Here is a 20,206-nt window from a genome sequence, read left to right on the forward strand (position 1 = left end):
TGCGGTCGGGGCGCGGGAGCACACAGAGGCGGGGCGGCGCCGCGGTGAACTCGGACCCGCCTGGTGGGGCGCCACCAGCCGCCGGTGCCGATTTCGATGCGGACGTCGAAGCCGCTGTGCCGTCGACCTTGTAGAGGTAGGGGTTTTCCGGTGGCGCCCGGCTGGGACTCGATCGGCTGCCAGGTCACCCGTACCGTCACCGGTGAGTCACCGTCGGCGCAGTCCGGGATCCCGTTCCAGCCACCGGAACCGATCTCCCCACGGGGCAAACCGCCATCGATGGTGCCGCCGCCATGACCCTTGTACAGGTAAAGCGTCCCTATCGACGTCCCGACACCGCCGAGGTGATCCCCACCGTCACCCGTGAAGTCGACGACGAAGGTGTGACGAAGGCCTGTCGAGGTGATGACGCGCGGACAAGGAAGAAGACCTAATCCGCCGTCAGCAGGACCTGGCAGCAACGAATCCGGCCGCCACCGAAGCGATCACCGCGCGTGCGGAACGGCGCCCCGCACCAGGGGCACGACAATGACGCGGCAGTTGCCCGGGCTCGGGGCCGGCATCCCCTCGGAGATCCTCGCCAGGAACTGGTCGCGCCCACTCGGCGATGAAGCGATGAGCCGCACCGTGACCTTCCTGACCCTTTGTCAGGACAGGGTCCGGCGGCGGCCGAGGACGAGCAGCCGAGGGGCTGGACGTGCGTCGCACATGAGTGACCGTGGGGCCGAGCCCGTCCTGGGGCTCGACAGCGCCGACGGGAGTCTCGCCGCGCACCGTCCGACGTCCCCGCCCACGGAACGGCTCGGCGCAGGCAGCCGCTCCGAGTCCGGCCGAAGGTCACGCAGCCCGGCCTGGTCCGACGCCCCCTCATTGCCCGGAAGAAAGAAACGCGTCCTGACTCGAGGCAGTCAGAGACGGCAGACGAGTCGGCCTGTACGCCGGGTTCTGTCACCCGGTCGCCTCGCGGCGGCCGGGGAGACGGCCATCCATCTAGGACCGGCATTGCTGCCGGTCTCGTGCGGTCTACCCGCGAACTCGGGCGGGCAGCCCTCGAGCGTTCGCGCAGGACCGTCTTGCGACGGCCCCTCTTGACCTTGCTCCGGGTGGGGTTTACCTAGCCGCCTGAGTCACCTCAGGCGCTGGTGGTCTCTTACACCACCGTTTCACCCTTACCGAGGACCGGAGTCCCTGGCGGTCTGTTTTCTGTGGCACTGTCCCGCGGGTCACCCCGGGTGGCCGTTAGCCACCACCCTGCCCTGTGGAGCCCGGACGTTCCTCGGGAGGATCCGAAGATCCCCACGCGGCCGTCCGGCCGGCTCGTCTGCCGTGCCGACCATGCTACCCGGCGGGGCGGGGCCGGTCGGACGAGGCCCGACCGGCGAGCGGCCCGCTCAGACGAACGCCGCGGTCTCCAGGTCGAAGGCGAAGGGGGCGGGGAGACTGAGCGGCTTGCCGAACGGAATCGTGCAGTGCTGACGGTAGTCGTCCCGCTCCGGGTAGCTGAACAGCGTCACCGAGGACTCTTCACGGTCTCGTGGTCCCCGTCCGGCGGCGGCGTCACGACAATCTCCCCCTCGATCAGCTCGGCCCGGAAGCCCTCCGGCGTATCCAGCGCCAGGAAGCCCTCCAGCAGGACGTCCGCCTGCGTGAGCGGTTCGTGCGGCATGGCACTCATGTCACGCCCCTTCCTCGGTCGCTCGCCAGACTGGGGGACATCAGTGGATCAGCCGTCCGTGAGATGGGAGTACTCCCTCGATCGTGGCACAGGACCGCACGAACTCGTCAGAGGCGGACTGTGCCGAAGGCGGCGATGCCGGCCGACCAGGCTGCCGACAGGTCGGCTCCCGGAGGGAAGCGGCCGTTGAGTTCCAGGACCACCATCCCGTGCGCAAAGGCCCAGGCCGCCCGGGCCCGCTCCTGGTCCCCGTCGACGGCCCGGAAGAGCGGTGCCGCGGCGCGTTGCTCCAGGCCCGGCGGGAGAGATGCCCGGTCCACTGGGTGCTCGGTGGTGAGGCGGTACAGATGGGGATGGGCCATGGCGTAGGCGCGGTACGCGCCGGCGAGGGCCGGGAACGACCCCGGGGCCGCGGACTCCGCGGCTTCCAGCGTCTCGGCCGTCTCCCGCAGCACCTCGCCGGCCAGGGCCGTCAGCACGGAGGACTTGTCCGGAAAGTGTTTGTAGAGGGACGGTGCCGTGATCCCGATGCTGTCGGCGAGCCGACGCATGGTGAGGGCTTCCGGGCCTTCCGTCTCCAGGAGGGTGCGGGCGGCGGCGATGATCTGCCGGGCCCGGTCCGTCACATGGCCCGTGGCACGGTCCTTCGTGGGGGCGGTGACACGTTCAGTCACGCTGGAGAGCCTTCCTTCGTACGGAGTCCGCCGGTCCCCCAGAGTCGCCTGAGGTCCGCGGGGCCCCTCGGAGCCCGTATCCGAAGGCGTGATCCTACGAGACGGGGAGGTCCGGCGGGGCAACCGGTCCGGGCGTGTTCGCCTTGCGGCCGCGTCAGGGTTTCCACGCTGCCCGAGTGCGGTCCCGGGGAGCGCCGAGGCCCTTGTTCCGGCCGTACCGGCGCTGAACGCCGTCGTCGCGCTCACGCGGGGGCGAACAGCACCTTCGCCGCACCCGGGTCCGCCTGGGTGAGCCGGACCCTGAGCCGTTCGCCCAGCGGGAGCTTCGTCGTGCCGCCGTCGATGCGGGCGACGACGGCCGGATGCTCGATGTGGACCGTGCCGATGGTGGGTTCCTGGTCCTGCACATCGACCACGTACGCGTCGAAGACCTCGCCCACCTGGTCACTGAGGAGTGCCGCCTCGACCAGATCGACGCACTCACGTTCCACCGTGTTGGCGCGTCGGGTTCCTTCGGCCATTTCCTTCGGGAGACCCGGGAGCGCCGCCATCACCCACTCGGGCGGTTCCCGGTCCGCGACCGCCGCCAGGCACAGTTCGGCCGCGTACCGGTCGACGAGGCGGCGCAGCGGCGCGGTGCAGTGCGTGTAGAGGTCGGCGACGGCGGCGTGGACGGCGGGGGTGGGAAGTTCGCCGTGGTCGAAGACCGTGTAGCCGGCGCCGCGCAGCAGGGTGGTGCACTCCTGGAGGAACGCGGCGTCGCTCGTCTTCTTCGGGTCGAGCGACCTGACCACCTGGGCGTACGGGACGTGGTGCGGCCAGTCGATGTTCAGGGCCTCGGCCGAGCGGCGCAGACGGGCGACGGCACCGTCCGGGGCGACCGGGAGCGTACGCAGGATGCCGGTGCCCGCCTCGGTCATCAGATGGGCCGCGGCCATGCCGGTCAGGAGGGAGATCTGGGCGTTCCAGCCGTCGGCGGGCAGCGGGACGCGGTACTCCAGGCCGTATGCGCCGTCGCGCTGGACGATCTCCTGCTCGGGCACGGCGAGCGAGATCCCGCCGCGGGCGACCTCCTGCTCCTCGCGGAGCCGGCCGATGTCCCTCAGCAGGGCGAGGGGTTCCTCGGCGGTGCCCGCGTCGATCTGTCGCTGGACGCCCGCGTAGTCCAGCTTGGCCCGGCTGCGGACCAGGGCCCGGCGTACATCGGTGGCGACCGCGCGGCCTTCCGTGTCGAGGTCGATCCGCCAGAGGAGGGCAGGACGGATCTGCCCCGGGAGCAGGCTGGCGGCGCCCTCGGAGAGTGCGGTGGGGTGCAGCGGCACCTTGCCGTCGGGGAAGTAGAGGGTCGTCACCCGGCGGTGGGCCTCGGCGTCGAGTGCGCCGCCGGGGCGGACGAAGGCGGCGACGTCGGCGATGGCGTAGTGCACGCGGAAGCCGTGCGGGCGGCGTTCGAGGTGCATCGCCTGGTCGAGGTCGGTGGACGTGGGCGGATCGATGGTGAAGAAGGGCAGGTCGGTCGCATCCTCGTGTCCGGTCAGGACGAGGGACTTCGCCACCTGTGCCGCCTCGGCGAGAACCTCCGGCGGGAAGGCTGCGGGCAGTGCGAGCGAGGTGCGCAGATTGCGCAGGGCCGCCCGCAGCGGGGTGTCGGCTGCGCCTGTCATGTGGAGATGGCGGCGGGGCATGGACCGAGCGTATGGCGGGGCGGGGCGACCGGCATCCCGGGTGCGGGCGGCCCTGCGGACCGGTACGGGTGGTCGTGCGACCGGGGGCGTCGGTCCTGCGGACCCGGCGCGGGCGGCCCTGCGGACCGGGTGCCGGAACCGGGCGGTCCGGGCGTCCCCGTACGCTGGCAAGCGGGGCCTTGGGCAGTTGTGGGGGCCGCTTCCCTGTTCGTACGAAGGAGAACCGCCTTGCTCGTGCTGTTGCCGCCCTCCGAAGGAAAGGCCGCCCCGGGGCGCGGAGCACCCCTGAAGCCGGAGTCGCTGTCGCTGCCGGGGCTGGCCGAGGCCCGGGCCGCGGTCCTCGAAGAGCTGGTCGAGCTGTGCGTGGCGGACGAGGAGAAGGCCCGGGAGACGCTCGGCCTGAGCGAGGGACTGCGCGGTGAGATCGCGAAGAACGTCGAGCTGCGGACGGCGGGGACACGGCCCGCCGGGGAGATCTACACCGGGGTTCTGTACGACGCGCTGGACCTGGCGTCCCTGGACACGGCGGCCCGGCGGCGGGCCGGGAAGTCCCTGCTGGTCTTCTCCGGGCTGTGGGGCGCGGTGCGGGTGGGCGACCGGATTCCGTCGTACCGCTGCTCGATGGGGGTGAAACTGCCGGGCCTCGGTGCGCTGGGCGGGTACTGGCGTGCGCCGATGGCCGAGGTCATGCCGGAGGCGGCCGGGGACGGACTGGTACTGGATCTGCGGTCGTCCGCGTACGCGGCGGCGTGGAAGCCGAAGGGCGCGGTGGCGGAGCGCACGGCGAGTGTGCGGGTGCTGCACTCCCAGATGGTGGACGGGGTGGAGAAGCGGTCGGTGGTCAGCCACTTCAACAAGGCGACGAAGGGGCGGATGGTGCGCGACCTGCTGCAGTCAGGGGTCCGGCCGAACGGGCCTGCGGAGCTGGTGGACGCGTTGCGGGGGCTGGGGTACGTGGTGGAGGCGGAGGCTCCGGGGCGGCCCGGACGCCCGTGGGCGCTCGATGTGGTCGTGACGGAGATCCACTGACCCAAGGTGATTGCAACATGCGCAACGCGCGTTGCGTACGGTGCGGTGGGCGCGGCAAGATGAGGCCATGACCTCCTCCTCCGTGCTGGACCTTGCCCCCGTTGTCCCCGTTGTCGTCCTGGAGGACGCCGCTGACGCGGTGCCGCTCGCCCGGGCCCTCGTCGCGGGCGGGCTCCCTGCCATCGAGGTGACGCTGCGGACGGCTGCGGCACTGGACGCGATCGCGGCGATCGCGGCGGAGGTACCGGGTGCGGTGGTGGGGGCGGGCACGGTGATCTCCGCGCGGAACGTCTCCGACACGGTGGCGGCCGGGGCGCGGTTCCTGGTCAGCCCGGGCTGGACGGATCCGCTGCTGGACGCGATGAAGGCGTCGCAGGTGCCGTTCCTGCCCGGGGTCTCGACGACGTCCGAGGTCGTGGCGCTGCTGGAGCGCGGGGTCAACGAGATGAAGTTCTTCCCGGCGGAGGCGGCGGGCGGTACGGCGTACCTCAAGGCACTGTCCGCACCGCTCCCCCAGGCCCGGTTCTGCCCGACGGGCGGCATCTCGCTCGCGTCCGCGCCGACCTACCTGGCACTGCCGAACGTCGGCTGCGTGGGCGGCAGTTGGATGGTGCCGGGAGATGCGGTGGCGGCGAAGGACTGGGCACGGGTGGAGCGGTTGGCGGGCGAGGCTGCGGCACTGCGCGGCTGATGTCCCCCGCCCCGCTCCCTACCGCAGGTGCGACGTGTCGTTCAGCAGTCTCAGTGACGCGTTGCCGTCCGCGTAGTACGCCACCGCCGACAGCGACGCCGCCGAGAGTTCCATGCGGAACAGGGACTCCGGTGGGGCGCCCAGGGCCAGCCGGGCCAGGGTCTTGATCGGGGTCACGTGGGTGACCAGGAGCACCGTGCGGCCCGCGTGGCGGGTGGTCAGACGGTCCCGGGTGGCCGAGACCCGACGGGCCACCTCGGCGAAGCTCTCTCCGCCGCCGGTGGGAGGCGTTCGCGTGGAGGCGAGCCAGGCGTCCAGGTCGGGGCCGTAGCGTTCACGGACCTCGGCGAACGTCAGGCCCTCCCAGGCCCCGAAGTCCGTCTCGCGCAGGCCGTCCTCGATCTGGACGGGCAGGCCGAGGCGGGCGCCCACCGCCGCCGCTGTTTCGCGGCAGCGGCGCAGCGGGGAGCTGATGATCTCCTGGATCGTGCCCCGGGCGGCGAGGGACTCCGCCACCCGTTCGGCCTGGTTGCGGCCGGCCGCCGAGAGTTCGGGGTCGCTGCCGCCGCTGCCCGAGAACCGCTTCTCGGGCGTGAGGGCCGTCTCACCGTGCCGGAGCAGGACGAATGTGGCCGGTGCCCCGAGGTCGGCGGCGCCCCAGCCGACCTGCGGGGTGGCCGCGGTCTCCCGGCGGGGGGACATCGCCGCCCGTGCCTTCGCGGCGCCCGCTGCCGCGTCCCCGGGCGGACCGGAGACGGGGGGCAGGTCGAGGGCGGCCGTCGATGCCGACGGCTCCCACTGCTTGCCCCTCTTGCCCGCGTCCATCGCCTCGTTGGCGAGCCGGTCCGCGTGCTTGTTCTTCTCGCGCGGGATCCACTCGTACGTGACCGCGGACGCCGGCAGGATCCGCGCCGCCTCCGCGGCGAGCGGCTTCATGTCGGGGTGCTTGATCTTCCAGCGCCCCGACATCTGTTCCACGACCAGCTTGGAGTCCATCCGGACGCGTACCTGCAGCGCGCCCTCCGCCGACGCGTCCGGCACCAGTGCCTTCGCGGCCTTCAGGCCCGCGATGAGGCCCCTGTACTCGGCCACGTTGTTCGTCGCGACACCGATGTACTCGGCGGCTTCGGCGAGCGTCTCCCCCGTCACCGGGTCGATCACGACCGCGCCGTAGCCGGCGGGCCCGGGGTTGCCCCGGGACCCACCGTCTGCCTCGATGACGAACTGGCGGGACTGCGTCATTACAGGCCCGACTCCGCCGTACGGACCAGGATGCGGTGGCAGTTCTCGCAGCGCAGCACCGTGTCCGGGGACGCCGCCTTCACGTCGTTGACCTCCGTGATGTTCAGCTCCAGCCGGCAGCCCTCGCAACGGCGCTGGTAGAGGCGCGCGGCGCCGACCCCGCCCGACTGGGCGCGGAGCCGGTCGTACAGCTTGAGCAGGTCCGCCGGCACGGAGCCGGCGACGACCTCGCGCTCCTTCGTGACGGTCGCGGTCTCGTCGTCGAGAGCCTGCGTCGCGGCGTCCCGGCGGCCCGTCGCGTCGTCGACCTTGGCCTGGACGGCCGAGACGCGTGCGGTGAGCTCGGTGACGCGCTCCTGCGCGGACTCACGGCGCTCCATGACTTCGAGGACGACGTCCTCGAGGTCGCCCTGGCGCTTGGCCAGCGAGGCGATCTCGCGCTGGAGGCTCTCCAGGTCCTTCGGGGAGGTGACCGCGCCGGAGTCCAGCCGCTGCTGGTCGCGGACGGCGCGCTGGCGCACCAGGTCCACGTCCTGCTCCGCCTTGGTCTGCTCGCGGGCGGTGTCGCTCTCCTCGGTCTGCGAGGCGACCAGCAGGTCACGCAGTTGTGCGAGGTCGGCCGTGAGCGACTCGATCTCGGCGTGCTCGGGGAGCGACTTGCGCTTGTGCGCAAGCTGCGACAGCCGTACGTCGAGGGCCTGGACGTCGAGAAGTCGGATCTGGTCGGCGGGCGCGGCGTTCAGTTGGGGGCTCCAGAAGAGTGGTGGGTGGTCCAGGGGTCGGTGACCTGCTTCGAGACATGGACCCGCAGGCCCCATCCGTGGCGGTCGGAAATCGCGTCGAGCTGCGCGGCGGCCTGCTCGCACCAGGGCCACTCGGTGGCCCAGTGCGCGGCGTCGATCAGGCCGATCGCGGACTGCTGAACGGCCTCGGAGGCCGGGTGGTGGCGCAGATCCGCGGTGAGGAAGGCGTCGACGCCCGCGGCGCGCACCGCGTCGAAGAGGCTGTCGCCGGAGCCGCCGCTCACCGCGACGGTACGGACGACGGCGTCCGGGTCGCCGGCCATGCGGATGCCCTGCGCGGTCGCGGGCAGCCGGGCGGCGGCGCGGGCGGCGAGGTCGCGGAGGGTCTCGGGGTGGTCCAGCTCGCAGATCCGGCCGAGGCCGCGATGGCCCTTGGGGTCGGTCGGGTCCGGCACGAGGGGTCCGGTGACACGCAGATCCAGGGCGCCGGCGAGGGCGTCGGAGACGCCGGGGTCGGCGGTGTCGGCATTGGTGTGCGCGACGTGCAGGGCGATGTCGTGCTTGATGAGGCTGTGCACGACCCGGCCCTTGAAGGTGGTGGCGGCGACCGTCGTCGTACCCCGCAGATAGAGCGGGTGATGGGTGACGATCAGCTGGGCGCCGAGCTTGATCGCCTCGTCGGCGACCTCCTGGACGGGGTCGACGGCGAAGAGCACGCGGTCGACCTCGGCGGCCGGGTTGTCGACGTCTCCGCAGACCGTGCCGACCGCGTCCCAACCTTCGGCCCGCTCGGGAGGCCAGAGGGCGTCGAGCGCGGCGATGACTTCAGACAGACGGGGCACGGAGGAAAGGCTACCTTCCGTCCGTGCCCCGCCGCCCATGACTGCGGTGACCTGTGCGGACTCCACGGCAACCGGCGACAGCCGGTCACGGATCCTCACACGCGGTTCGGCCCGGGCCGTTGTCCGGCCCGGGCCCCTGCTGATCCGGTCCGCTACTTGACGAGGTCCGCGCGCAGGTCGTCGAGGACCAGGTTCGCCGCCGTGACACCGAGGCCGAGGTACCAGGTCTCGTCCGGGACGTCCTTCGCCCGGCCCTCCTTGACCGCCTTGAGGTTCTTCCACAGCGGGTTGGACCGGGCCGTGTCGCGCTTGGTCGCCTTCGGGTCGCCGTAGACGCCGGTGAAGATCCAGTCGGCGTCCGCCTCGTCGATCTTCTCCGGGCTGATCTCGGCGGCGAGGTCGTTGATCTGCTGGTTCTTGGGGCGCGGCAGGCCTGCGTCCTCGAGGATCGTGCCGATGAACGACGCCTTCGCGTAGAGGCGGATGCGGTCCGGCAGGTAGCGGACCATCGAGATGGTCGGCTTGTCGGGGCCGATGTCCTCGCCGAGCTTCGCGGCCTTCTTCTCGTACGCGTCGAGCTCGCTCTCCGCCTTGGCGGTCTTGTCCAGTGCCGCAGCGTTGAGGAGGTAGTTCTCCTTCCAGGTGAAGCCCGGACGGATGGAGAACACGGTCGGCGCGATCTTGGAGAGCTGGTCGTACTTGTCGGCGGCGCGCAGCTGGCTGCCGAGGATCAGGTCCGGCTTCAGGCCCGCGATCGCCTCGAGGTTGAGGTTGTTGATCGTGCCGACGTTCTTCGGGTCGCCCGCGTCCTTCTTCAGGTACGAGGGAATGGCCGCGTCACCTTCGGAGGGGGCGTAGCCGACCGGCTTCACACCCAGCGAGACGACGTTGTCGAACTCGCCCACGTCCAGCACGACGACGCGCTTCGGCGCGGACTTGAGCTCGGTCGTGCCCATGGCGTGCGTGAGGGTCCGGGGGAACTGGCCCGCCTTGGCGTCCGTCCCGTACGCGGCCGTCTTCTTGGCCGCGTCGGCGAAGTCCTTGCCGCCGGTCGCGACGGCTGCCTTCTTGTCGCTGCCGGCCCCGGACTTGGCCGAGTCGTCCGATGCCCCGCCGCCGCAGGCGGAGAGGGAGAGGGCGGCGGCCACTGCCAGGCCGACGGCGGCGGTGCTGCGGCGTCGTATGGACATCACTACTCACTTGCTCCAGTTGAGGAATCAGGGCCCCACGGGAAACGCTTAGGGATGCCTAACCTTAGCTGTGGGCCTGACGGGGAGCACAACCACCCCCTCCCCCTCAGGTGAATCCGGGCATCACCACCCTTATGTGTGAAGTGGCGCGTCTCGTGTTGTTCGGCAGGAAGTGCGAAAACTAGCTTCGGTTGCCGGAGGTGACGAGTCCATGACTGTCTGTGCCATCGAGAGTGAGACCGCCGGGGCCGCCGCGACGGTGAGCCCCGTGTCGGGAGAAGCGGGAAAAGCGGGAAAAGCGGAAGGATCCGGGGGCCGGGAGGAGCCGGAGGAACCCGAGAGGCCGGAGGCAGCCCGGGGGCCGGAGGCAGCCCGGGAGTCGTACGAACAGGCGAAGTCCCACCGGGCCGTTGGTCCGCTCGTGCCCGATGAATCCGGCGAACCGAGTGGTGGCGTCAGCGCCGCCGCACGTGCGGCCGCGTTCACCATTGCCGCCGACGGTTCGTACGCCGCACGGCTCACGCTCCACGGAGCGGCGGACGCCGCGGCCTGGTTCCCCGAGCGCTGGACGCTCGACGGGCATGAACCGTACGCCGTGCCGCTTCCGCTCGACCAGCCGGAGGAGCCCGGCTCCGATGTGCTGCCGCTCGCCGACGGCCGCGTACTGATCCGGCGCCAGGTGGCGGGCCGTCACACCTTCTCGCTGCTCTATCCGACCGGACCCGGCACCGGCGAACTGCCGCTCGGCGCCCTGGAGTGCGCGGACGGCGCGCGCCTGACCCTGCTGCCGCCCTCGCCGGACGGTGCGAGTGCGTACGCCCTTTCGGTCGGGGAACATTCCACCGCCGTCTGGCTGGTGGCGGGCGGGGCGTTCGGACCGGTTCATGTCGCGGATGTGCCGGGGCGGTGCTCCGGCGGGGTCTGGCTGGACCGGGCCGGACGGCTGCTGGCTCTGGACCGGGAGCCCGTGGGCGGCGGTCCGGTGAAGGCGGTCGCCGTGGACCTGGGGCGGGGCGGCGAGGTGACGCCGCTGCTGCAGATCGCGCCGGACAGCAACGACCGGCTGCTGCTCGCCGATGCGGACAGCGGGCTGCTGCTGATCCGCTCCGACGCGCCAGGCCACGACCGGCTGGGGTGGGGGGTGCTCGGCAGCTGTCTGCCGGTGCGCTTCCCCGAGTGCCTGCGTCCGGCGGATGTGGCCGTGACGCCGTTCGCCGTGCAGCCGGGGCAGATGCTGATGCCGGAGAGCTGTGCGGTGGCGCTGCGGATCGACGGTGCGGCCGGCAGCTGGGTGGGGGTGTGGCGGCCGACGGGGCGCCGGCTGCATCAACTCGCCGCCCCCGCAGGGTGGCTGGCCGGGACCGGACTGTGGACCAGGGACGGTGTGCTCAAGCTTCCGTACGCGAACGGGGACGTGCCGTGCGGGGTGGCCCTGGTGGAGGCACCGGTGGACGAGGAGCGCGGCGTCGGGCCGGCATGGGCGACAGCCGCAGAAAGCGGTATGCAACCGTCCGCGGCTGCCGCGCCTCCTGCAGTGTGCAAGCCGGTTCCACTGGGGCAGGCGCCTCTCGTGGGGCGTACGGCTCCTGGTTAAGATTCCGGGCCTGGGGGCTGCACAGCCAATCGGCGCGGTTGCCGACGGTGACCGCTTCGGGTGGTGGTGGCGCGATGGTCCCGGTGACACACACGTAAGCGATCACAACGGGGTGACTTCCCACATGTCTGAAGCCCGAACCGACACGACCCAGACGCGCCCGCCGGGGGCGGACGCCGAACGGGCCGAAGCCGGCGGCTCCGGAAAGCACCGAGGGGGTGTGTCGATGGACAGCACGGACGCGCAGCCGCACGGTCGCCACCGGCGCCCTTCCGAGGGGGGCCGCAGGGCGGCCTGACCGCATCGAGACCGACGAGGGAAGGAGGGCCTCCGCAGCACCGACATGTGCTGCGGAGGCCCTTCCTTGTGCGTTGCCCCGGGAGCGTCAGTCCCGCTTGAGTCCCAGCACCTCCGCCGCCGCGAACGTCTGGTTCGCCGGGCGGTCCTCGTAGTACGGGGAGATCAGCTCGTCCAGCTCGTCGAACGAGAAGGTCTCCTTGGACGAGTCGAACTTCGCCGCCACCCTGGGGCGTTCCACGATCGCGACCATCCCGCCGTGCACCACGAGCAGCTGTCCGTTGACCTTGGCGGCCGCCGGCGACGCCAGATAGCCGACCAGGGGGGAGACATGCTCGGGGGCCAGCGCGTCGAGACGGCCGTCCGCCGGTTTCTCGAAGCCCGCGAAGACGTCCTCCGTCATCCGGGTGCGGGCCCGTGGGCAGATCGCGTTGGCCGTGACGCCGTATTTGGCGAGGGCCAGGGCGGTGGAGGTGGTGAGGCCGACGATGCCGCCCTTGGCCGCCGCGTAGTTCGGCTGGCCCGCCGAGCCCGCGAGGAACGCCTCGGACGAGGTGTTGACGATCCGGCCGTAGACCGGGGAGCCGGACTCCTTGGATCGGGCGCGCCAGTGGGACGCTGCGAAGTGGGTGGTGTTGAAGTGGCCCTTGAGGTGGACCCGGATGACGGAGTCCCACTCGTCCTCGGTCATCGAGAAGACCATCCGGTCGCGCAGGATCCCCGCGTTGTTGACCAGGATGTCGAGCTTGCCGTACGCACTGACGGCCAGATCGACCAGGGCGCGGGCCTGCTCGTGGTCGGAGACGTCGCCGAGGTGGGCGACCGCACGGCCGCCGGCCGCGCGGATCTCCTCGGCGACCTCCTCGGCGGGTGCCGCGGACGCCTCGCCGGAGCCGTCGCGGCCCGGCTGCCCGTAGTCGTTGACGACGACGGACGCGCCGAGCCGGGCCAGTTCCAGCGCCTCGGCGCGCCCGAGCCCGCGGCCCGCGCCGGTGACGACCGCGGACAGCCCGTCCAGGGGAAGGGGTTGTGACATCGGAACCTCGGAGTCCTCTCGGTGCACGGTGGCTGACAGCCGGTCAGAGCTCGATGCAGGTACGGAGCGCCTCGCCGGTCCGCATCTGGTCGAGGGCGTCATTGATCTCGGCGAGCTGCACCCGGTGGGTGATCATCGATTCGAGGTCGATCCGGCCCGCCCGCCAGAGCGCGATGGCCCGTTCGTACGACCGGAGCACGTCCCCTCCGCCGTACATGGAGGGCAGGATCCGCTTCTCGTCGAAGAACAGCTCGAACATGTTGACCTGGAAGTTGTCGTCCATCGCACCCGCGCCGACGATGCAGAGCGTGCCGCCGCGCCGGGTGTTCTCGTACGCCGTGCGGGCGGTGACCGACTTGCCGACCACCTCGAAGACGTAGTCGAAGCCCTCACCGGCGGTGATCCGCTGTCTGGCGTCGGCGAGTCCGTCCGGTGCGACCGCCTCGGTCGCGCCGAACCGCAGAGCCGCCTCGCGCCGGGACGCGACCGGGTCGACGGCGACGATCTGGGCGGCGCCCTGCACCCTGGCGCCCTGGATGGTGGAGATGCCGACGCCGCCGCAGCCGATCACGGCCACCGACGAACCGGCCTCCACCTGCGCGGTGTTGATCGCGGCTCCGAGTCCGGTGGTGACGCCGCAGCCGATCAGCGCGGCGATCTCGAAGGGCACGTCGTCGGGGATCGGCACCGCGCAGCCCGCGTCGACGACGACCTCCTCGGTGAAGGTGCCGGTCCCGGCGAAGCCGAACACATCGCCGCCGGGGCGTTTGAAGTTGGGCGTACCCGCGTTCATGAAGCCGGCCAGACAGAGCTGCGTCTGGCCACGCCTGCAGGCGGGACACGTCCCGCAGGCGGGCAGCCAGCAGACCACCACCCGGTCCCCCGCGCTCAGCCCGGTCACACCGTCGCCGATGTCGATGACCTCGCCGGCACCTTCGTGGCCGGGGATGAAGGGCGCGGGCTGCGGCAGCACACCGCTCATCGCCGAGACGTCGGAGTGGCACAGCCCGGTGGCCCGGACGCGGAGCTTGACCTTGCCCGGGCCGAAGCCCACCGCCTCGACGTCGTCGAGGACTTCCAGTTTGTCCTGACCTATCTCGTGCAGTACGGCTGCGCGCATGGTGCGGCTCCCCTCACGTCGTGGCGTGTGTCGGTCCTTGGGTGATTCAGGAGTGTTCGACGAGCGTGTCGGCCAGGACCGGTGCCTCGTCCCGCTCGACGGCGGTCACGGCGACCCGGACGTGGCCGTCCCCGGTCCACATCCGGATGCGGAGGGTCTCGCCGGGGAAGACCACCCCGGCGAATCGGGTGCGGTACGAGCGGATGCGGGCCACTTCACCGCCGAGCAGTGTGTCGGCCACGGCCTTGAGCGTCATGCCGTAGGTGCACAGCCCGTGCAGGATGGGCCGGTCGAAGCCGGCCTTCCGGGCGAACTCGGGGTCGGCGTGCAACGGGTTCCGGTCCCCGGAGAGCCGGTAGAGCAGCGCCTGGTCCTCGCGGACCGGCCGTTCGACCGTGTGGTCCGGGACGACGGCCATGTCGGCGTGCCGCCCGGACGGTCCGCGCTCGCCGCCGAAACCTCCCTCGCCGCGGACGAAGATCTCGGCGTCGTTGGTCCACAGGAGGCCCTCGTCGTCGGCGGCCTCGGAGCGCAGGACGAGGACGGCCGCCTTGCCCTTGTCGTACACCGCCGCGACCTTCGACGTCTGGACGGCCCTGCCCTCGGCCGGGATCGGCCGGTGCACCCTCACCGTCTGGCCACCGTGGAGCACGGCGGCCAGGTCGACGTCGATCCCGGGCGAGGACAGCCCGCCGACCACGCCCGTGCCCGCACCCGCGACGGTGGCGAAGCTGGGCAGGACATGGAGCCGGGACTCGAGGGTGTAGCGCAGTTCGGCGGGGTCGGTGGCGGGGGCGCCCGCACCGAGTCCCAGGTGGTAGAGCTGGACGTCTTTGTGGTCCCAGGAGATCTCGGCGGTCCGGGGTTCGGCGGCGACCGCCTCTGCGGCATCAATGGGCATGGGAAAGCTGCTCCTTGATGGTGGGAAGACCTCGGCACGACCGTCCGCACCGTCGGCCGCACCGAGGTCGTGCGGGGCCGGCCGCAGCGCCCGTTCTAGAACGCGTTCTAGCCGGTTGGCCCTATGTATAACGCAGCTCCCAGGAGTTGTGAAGACTGCTGACATCCCGTCAGAAGCCGTTCCGGGCACCGCGTGACGACGCACCGGCGATGACATTTGTCATCCTGGAGTCCGTACATGCGCCTCTGTCGGGACAGCCGCCCGACTCCGTAGCGTCGGGGTCATGGAAAAGACAACGGGGAGCGGGCCCGCGGTGATCTTCACCGGGGCAGTCAAGACCTTCGGCCGGGCGGAGCAGACCGTACGCGCCGTCGACGGGATCGACCTGACCGTCGAACGCGGCGAGACCGTCGCCCTGCTCGGCCGCAACGGGGCGGGCAAGTCCACCACCATCAGCCTCCTGCTCGGACTCGACGAACCGGACTCCGGCGATGTGCGGCTGCTCGGCCGCACCCCCGAGCAGGCGGTACGGGCCGGCCGGGTCGGCGCCATGCTCCAGGACGGGCGGCCCATCCCCCGGGTGACGGTCCGCGAACTGATCACCTTCGTCGCCTCCACGTACCCGAGTCCGATGCCGGTCCCCGAGTCGCTGGACCTGGCGGGTGTCACCGCGTACGCGGACCGGCGGGTGGACAAGCTCTCCGGCGGGCAGATCCAGCGCGTCCGGTTCGCGGTCGCACTGGCCGGCAACCCGGAACTGATCGTCCTGGACGAACCGACCGCCGCCCTGGACGTCGAGGCCCGGCGCGCGTTCTGGGACTCAATGCGGGCCTACGCGCGGCGCGGCAACACGGTTCTCTTCTCCACGCACTATCTGGAAGAGGCCGACGAGAACGCGGACCGGATCGTCGTCATCGACCACGGCCGGATCGTCGCCGACGGCAGCGGGGACCGGATCAAGGAGTCGGTCGGCGGCAGCCACGTCTCCTTCGACCTGGCGGGCGGACCGACCGAGGGTCTGGAACTGCTGCCCGGTGTCAACGCCGTCGAGGTCCGCGGGGACCGTGCCCTGCTGCGTACGGACGACTCGGACGCCACGGTGATCGAGCTGGCCCGCCTCGGCCGGATCCGCGATCTCCAGGTCTCCCGGCCCACGCTCGAAGACGCGTTCCTCGCATTGACCACCCCCGCCGCACTCTCGGAGAAGGAGACCGTCTGATGTTTCCCTACATCGTGCTCGAGATCCGCCGCACCCTGCGCGACGGATTCTTCATGATCTTCGGGATCGGGATGCCGGTGCTGATGTATCTGCTCTTCACCAACCTCGGCGGGGGCGGCGACGACGCGGCCGAGTGGAAGGTCATGTCCATGGTCGGCATGGCGGCGTACGGGGCACTGGGCGCCGCCATGTCCATCGGTACGGGCGTCGCGTCCGACAAGTCCCTCGGCTGGCTCCAGCAGCTTAGGATCACCCCGCTCGACCCGTCCCGGGTGGTCGCGGGCCGCGCGATCAGCGGTTCGGTGACCGTGCTGCCCACCGTCCTGGCGGTGCTGCTCGCCGGGGCGCTGGTCAACGGCGTACGGCTGGAAGCCGGACAGTGGATCGCCCTGACGCTGCTGCTGTGGATCGGTGCCCTGCCGTTCACCCTGCTCGGCATCGGCAACGGCTACCGGCTCACCCCGCAGGCCACCGGAGTGGTCAACGTGGGCGCTCTGATGGGCTTCGCGATCATCGGCGGGCTGTGGTTCCCGCTCTCCGAGTTTCCCTCGTGGGTGCGCGCCATCGGTTCGTACACCCCCGCCCACCGGTTCGCCGACCTGGGCTGGGCGGCCACCGGCGGCCACGCGCCGTCCGCGGGGACCATCACCGTGCTCGCCGGATGGCTGCTGCTGTTCGGTGTGTACGCGGTCGTCTCGTACCGTCGGTCCGCGAGGACGGCGTGACAGGAGCGAGCATGTCCCGGAACGGATCAGGATCGTGGCGGGAACGGCGCAGGCGGCGCCGCGAGGAGGGGCGGCCCGGGCCGCCCGGCCCGTACGCCCTGCTGCCCTGGCTGCTGATGGGCCTCGGCGCCTTCTCCAACCTCTTCCAGGGGGAGACCCCGAACCCCTGGATCGGTGGTCTCGGTCTGCTCACTTTCAACTCCCTGTACATCTCCGTGGTGTTCCGCGGGTTCGTCAAGGAGAAGCGCGAAAGCCCGGTGTCGTACTGGCTGCTCGCCGCGATGGCCGTGGTCACGTTCGGCCTGGCGATCGGCTACGGCGGCAGCTGGCTGCTGTTCTTCCCGCTGCTCTCGCTCGCCTGCGGCACGATCCTGCGCCGCCGGCAGCTGGCGTTCGGTCTGCTCGGCCTCGCGATCCTCGCCAGTCTCATCGCCGTCTGGCGCGGGGACAACGTCTCGGAACCGTGGGCCATCGGATACGGCACCTTCATCTCCGGTGCGGTGACCGCCGCGATCCTCACCCTGTCGGAGACCGTGATGGAACTGCGCGCCACCCGGCAGGAACTGGCCCGGACCGCCGTGGAGAAGGAGCGGCTCCGGTTCTCCCGCGATCTGCACGACCTGCTGGGGCACACGCTCTCCGTGATCGTCGTCAAGTCGGAGGCCGCGCGCCGGCTGGCCCCGCGCGACATGGACGCGGCGCTGCTCCAGGTCGCCGACATCGAGTCCGTCGGCCGCCAGGCCCTCACGGAGATCCGGGAGGCCGTCACCGGCTACCGCGAGGGGAGTCTGGCCACCGAACTCGACCGGGCGAGGTCCGCACTGACCGCCGCCGGGATCGAACCGGTGGTGCGCCGATCGGGACCGCCGCTCGTCCCGCAGGCGGAGGCGCTGCTGGGCTGGGTGGTACGGGAGGCGGTGACCAACGTCGTACGCCACAGCGGTGCGACCACCTGCTCGTTCATGGTCCATGGCACGGCCGATCGGGTCCGGCTGACCGTCACCGACGACGGCCTCGGGCAGGCCACCGAGCCGCCCGCCCCGGGCATCGGCGGGACCGGCCTGAAGGGCCTCACCGAACGTCTCGCGGCGGCCGGCGGCTCGCTCACGGCGGGACCCCGTCCGGACGGCGGCTTCCTGGTCACCGCGGAACTGCCGGTGGACGCGACGGACGTCCCGGACGGAGTGGATACCGCCGACGGCTCGGTCCCACCCCATACGCTGGGCCGGTGAACGAGATGCCCCAGGACCACCGGCCGACCAGGTCCGTACGTGTGCTGCTCGCCGAGGACCAGGGCATGATGCGCGGCGCACTCGCCCTGCTGCTGGGCCTGGAGCCGGACATCGAGGTGGTGGCCCAGGTGGCCGCCGGGGACGAGATCGTGGACGCCGCGCTGATGTCCCGTCCCGATGTGGCACTCCTCGACATCGAACTCCCGGGCCGCAGCGGACTGGACGCCGCCGCCGATCTGCGCGAGGAGGTGCCGGACTGCCGGGTGCTGATCCTCACCACCTTCGGCCGGCCGGGCTATCTGCGCCGCGCGATGGAGGCCGGGGCAGCAGGCTTTCTGGTCAAGGACGGCCCGGTCGAGGAGCTCGCGGCGGCGATCCGCCGGGTGCTGACCGGCGAGACCGTCGTCGACCCCGCCCTCGCCGCCGCGGCCCTGAGCGCGGGGCCCAGCCCGCTCACCGCGCGGGAACGGGACGCGCTGAACGCCTCGGTGGACGGGGCGACGGTCGCAGACATCGCGGCCAAGCTGCATCTGTCGGAGTCGACGGTGCGCAACTATCTGTCGTCCGCGATCGGGAAGACGGGGACCCGTAATCGCATGGAGGCGGTGCGGGCGGCACGGCAGCAGGGGTGGCTGTAGGCGGCCTGCGGCCGCCGTGCCCTCAGTCGCCGGACGTCCTGGACATGTCCGGCGCGCTCGACGTGCCGGACGGGCTCGGCGTCCGGGACGGGCTCGATGTGCCCGACGGGCTCGGGGTACCGGAGCGCGGCGAGCGGTGACGCGGTAGCCACAGCGTCATCAGCAGCAGCCCGCCGAGCAGCACCGAGCCCGCCGTACGGAAGGCCAGCGCGAACCCGGCGGTGAGGTCCTCCGCCCCGGTTCCGCCCCCGGTGCGCGCCGCCGCGACGGTGGAGAGCACGGCCAGACCCAGTGCACCGCCCATCGTGCGCGAGGTGTTGACCAGCCCGGAGACCAGCCCGGCGTCCCCGGGCGCCGCGCCCGAGGTGGCGAGGGAGGCGAGCGGGGTGGACGCGAATCCCGCACCGGCCATCATCAGGATGCCGGGCCCGCAGATCGACGTGAGGTACGAGCCGTCGGCGCCCATCGTCGACTGCCAGCCGAAGCCCGTGGCGGTGACCGCCAGACCGATCAGGACAAGATTCTTCGCACCGACCCGTGCCATCATCCGCGGCGCGAACGTCGAGCCGAGAACGACCGCCAACGAGGTGGGCAGCAGGGCGAATCCGGCCTGCATCGGCGTATAGCCCAGCACCGACTGTGCGTACACGGTCATGAAGTACCACATCGAGAAGGTCGCGGACCCCATCACGATCATCGCCACGTTCGCCGCCGCCACCGCCCGCGTGCCCAGCACCCGCAGCGGCATCAGCGGCGCCGCCGTCCGGGCCTCCACCAGGACGAAGAGCGTGAGCAGCGCGAGGCCGCCGAGCAGCGGCACCAGGGTCGCCGGTGCGGCCCAGCCCTCCTGCTCGGTCTGCACGATGCCGTAGGCGACGGCGGCCAGGCCCGCCGTGACGAGCACCGCGCCCAGCAGGTCGACGCGGTGCCGCTCACGCGCCCGGCTCTCGGCGAGCCAGACGGCGCCGCCGATCAGGACGAGCACGCCGAACGGCACGTTGATCAGCAGGACCCAGCGCCAGTCGAGGACGTCGGTGAGCACCCCGCCGACCATCCCGCCGGCCGCGCCGCCGCCCGCGCCGACGGCCATCCAGGTGCCGATCGCCCTGGTTCTGGCGTGGCCTTCGGGGACGGCGGCGGTGAGAATGGTGAGGGTCGCCGGGGACAGCACGGCCGCGCCGAGCCCCTGCGCCGCGCGGGCCGCCAGCAGCTGCCAGCCCTCCTGCGCGAATCCACCGGCCAGCGAGGCCGCGGTGAACAGGCCGAGTCCGACCAGGAACATCCGCTTGCGGCCGTACAGGTCGGCGGCCCGCCCGCCGAGCAGCATGAAGCCGGCGAACGCGATCGCGTAGGCGTTGAGCACCCACTGCAGCTGCGCGGCGCTCAGCCCCAGGTCGGACCGCATGGACGGCAGCGCCACATTGACGACCGACACATCGAGGACGACGAGGAACTGGCCGACGCAGGCGGCGAGCACCACCGCCCAGGTGCGGGGTGTTCGCCGGTTCTGCACATGCGCGGGGGTCGTGACGTCTGCCATGGGCGTCATACTCGCAGGCGCTCTGCGCCCCGTACATCGGTATATGGTCGGGCCCCGCCTCCGACCAAGGACTGACCCGTGACACCTGGCGGGCGCACGACGGCGGCCACGGCACCTCGCCGCGTTGCCGGAA

17 protein-coding genes, 1 other RNA gene and 1 pseudogene are annotated in these 20,206 nt (G+C 71.6%); 7 read left to right on the forward strand and 12 right to left on the reverse strand.

Annotated elements, in window-relative coordinates; genetic code table 11:
* Window positions 1–918: 918 nt before the first annotated feature.
* The 4 genes and pseudogenes from rnpB to ACFYP5_RS07890 all read right to left on the reverse strand — a co-directional run bounded on the left by rnpB (window position 919) and on the right by ACFYP5_RS07890 (window position 4,013).
* Window positions 919–1,320, reverse strand: an RNA gene (gene rnpB / locus ACFYP5_RS07875) — RNase P RNA component class A.
* Window positions 1,321–1,391: 71 nt separating this feature from the next.
* A pseudogene (locus ACFYP5_RS07880) lies at window positions 1,392–1,666 on the reverse strand (hypothetical protein).
* A 116-nt stretch (window positions 1,667–1,782) separates the two neighbouring features.
* Window positions 1,783–2,301, reverse strand: a complete 519-nt coding sequence (locus tag ACFYP5_RS07885; protein ID WP_389032966.1) for a TetR/AcrR family transcriptional regulator — start codon at window positions 2,299–2,301, stop codon at window positions 1,783–1,785.
* 290 nt (window positions 2,302–2,591) lie between these two features.
* Window positions 2,592–4,013: an RNB domain-containing ribonuclease gene (locus ACFYP5_RS07890; protein WP_389032969.1), complete on the reverse strand. Its 1,422-nt coding sequence runs from the start codon at window positions 4,011–4,013 to the stop codon at window positions 2,592–2,594.
* A 249-nt stretch (window positions 4,014–4,262) separates the two neighbouring features.
* On the opposite strand from ACFYP5_RS07890, the gene yaaA reads away from it, so the two are divergent.
* Window positions 4,263–5,063, forward strand: coding sequence for a peroxide stress protein YaaA (yaaA, locus tag ACFYP5_RS07895; RefSeq protein WP_389032014.1), 801 nt, complete (start codon window positions 4,263–4,265; stop codon window positions 5,061–5,063).
* 67 nt (window positions 5,064–5,130) lie between these two features.
* Window positions 5,131–5,754, forward strand: a complete 624-nt coding sequence (eda, locus tag ACFYP5_RS07900; RefSeq protein WP_389032016.1) for a bifunctional 4-hydroxy-2-oxoglutarate aldolase/2-dehydro-3-deoxy-phosphogluconate aldolase — start codon at window positions 5,131–5,133, stop codon at window positions 5,752–5,754.
* A gap of 18 nt (window positions 5,755–5,772) precedes the next feature.
* On the opposite strand, the gene ACFYP5_RS07905 is transcribed toward eda, so the two are convergent.
* From ACFYP5_RS07905 to ACFYP5_RS07920, 4 genes are all read right to left on the reverse strand, one after another.
* A complete protein-coding gene (locus ACFYP5_RS07905) occupies window positions 5,773–6,996 on the reverse strand; it encodes a bifunctional RNase H/acid phosphatase (RefSeq protein WP_389032018.1) in 1,224 nt (407 codons plus the stop codon).
* A complete protein-coding gene (locus ACFYP5_RS07910) occupies window positions 6,996–7,739 on the reverse strand; it encodes a zinc ribbon domain-containing protein (RefSeq protein ID WP_389032972.1) in 744 nt (247 codons plus the stop codon). Before ACFYP5_RS07910 ends, ACFYP5_RS07905 begins: the two co-directional genes overlap by 1 nt.
* Window positions 7,736–8,581 (reverse strand): Nif3-like dinuclear metal center hexameric protein, encoded by an 846-nt coding sequence (locus ACFYP5_RS07915; RefSeq protein WP_389032020.1) that lies wholly within the window; start codon window positions 8,579–8,581, stop codon window positions 7,736–7,738. Before ACFYP5_RS07915 ends, ACFYP5_RS07910 begins: the two co-directional genes overlap by 4 nt.
* Window positions 8,582–8,733: 152 nt before the next feature.
* Entirely contained in the window at window positions 8,734–9,771 is a 1,038-nt protein-coding gene (locus ACFYP5_RS07920) for an ABC transporter substrate-binding protein (protein WP_389032023.1), read from the reverse strand.
* A 211-nt stretch (window positions 9,772–9,982) separates the two neighbouring features.
* Between ACFYP5_RS07920 and ACFYP5_RS07925 the strand changes: the two genes are divergently transcribed.
* Complete coding sequence (locus tag ACFYP5_RS07925; protein ID WP_389032025.1) at window positions 9,983–11,365, forward strand: hypothetical protein; 1,383 nt, start codon at window positions 9,983–9,985, stop codon at window positions 11,363–11,365.
* A 385-nt stretch (window positions 11,366–11,750) separates the two neighbouring features.
* Here the strand turns inward: ACFYP5_RS07925 and ACFYP5_RS07930 are convergent, their stop codons facing one another.
* The 3 genes from ACFYP5_RS07930 to ACFYP5_RS07940 are packed head-to-tail and all read right to left on the reverse strand — an operon-like array spanning window position 11,751 to window position 14,719.
* Window positions 11,751–12,698: a 3-oxoacyl-ACP reductase gene (locus tag ACFYP5_RS07930; RefSeq protein ID WP_389032028.1), complete on the reverse strand. Its 948-nt coding sequence runs from the start codon at window positions 12,696–12,698 to the stop codon at window positions 11,751–11,753.
* A gap of 43 nt (window positions 12,699–12,741) precedes the next feature.
* Window positions 12,742–13,818, reverse strand: coding sequence for a Zn-dependent alcohol dehydrogenase (locus ACFYP5_RS07935; protein WP_389032030.1), 1,077 nt, complete (start codon window positions 13,816–13,818; stop codon window positions 12,742–12,744).
* Between the two features lie 46 nt (window positions 13,819–13,864).
* Window positions 13,865–14,719 (reverse strand): MaoC/PaaZ C-terminal domain-containing protein, encoded by an 855-nt coding sequence (locus tag ACFYP5_RS07940; protein ID WP_389032033.1) that lies wholly within the window; start codon window positions 14,717–14,719, stop codon window positions 13,865–13,867.
* A gap of 283 nt (window positions 14,720–15,002) precedes the next feature.
* Here ACFYP5_RS07940 and ACFYP5_RS07945 point away from each other — a divergent pair, with 283 nt between their 5' ends.
* From ACFYP5_RS07945 to ACFYP5_RS07960, 4 genes are read left to right on the forward strand one after another with little or no spacing between them, the layout of a single operon-like run.
* Window positions 15,003–15,938, forward strand: a complete 936-nt coding sequence (locus ACFYP5_RS07945; protein WP_389032036.1) for an ATP-binding cassette domain-containing protein — start codon at window positions 15,003–15,005, stop codon at window positions 15,936–15,938.
* Entirely contained in the window at window positions 15,938–16,663 is a 726-nt protein-coding gene (locus tag ACFYP5_RS07950) for an ABC transporter permease (RefSeq protein WP_389032038.1), read from the forward strand. The genes ACFYP5_RS07945 and ACFYP5_RS07950 overlap by 1 nt, the downstream gene beginning before the upstream one ends.
* 11 nt (window positions 16,664–16,674) lie before the next feature.
* A complete protein-coding gene (locus ACFYP5_RS07955; RefSeq protein ID WP_389032041.1) occupies window positions 16,675–17,895 on the forward strand; it encodes a sensor histidine kinase in 1,221 nt (406 codons plus the stop codon).
* Between the two features lie 5 nt (window positions 17,896–17,900).
* The gene (locus ACFYP5_RS07960; RefSeq protein ID WP_389032975.1) at window positions 17,901–18,533 is read left to right on the forward strand and encodes a response regulator; all 633 of its coding nucleotides are present in this window, start codon (window positions 17,901–17,903) and stop codon (window positions 18,531–18,533) included.
* 22 nt (window positions 18,534–18,555) lie between these two features.
* Here ACFYP5_RS07960 and ACFYP5_RS07965 read toward each other — a convergent pair whose 3' ends face one another.
* Window positions 18,556–20,082, reverse strand: coding sequence for an MFS transporter (locus tag ACFYP5_RS07965; RefSeq protein ID WP_389032044.1), 1,527 nt, complete (start codon window positions 20,080–20,082; stop codon window positions 18,556–18,558).
* Window positions 20,083–20,206: the final 124 nt, after the last annotated feature.

It is taken from the genome of Streptomyces sp. NPDC005262 (assembly GCF_042872425.1).
Classification (GTDB): domain Bacteria; phylum Actinomycetota; class Actinomycetes; order Streptomycetales; family Streptomycetaceae; genus Streptomyces.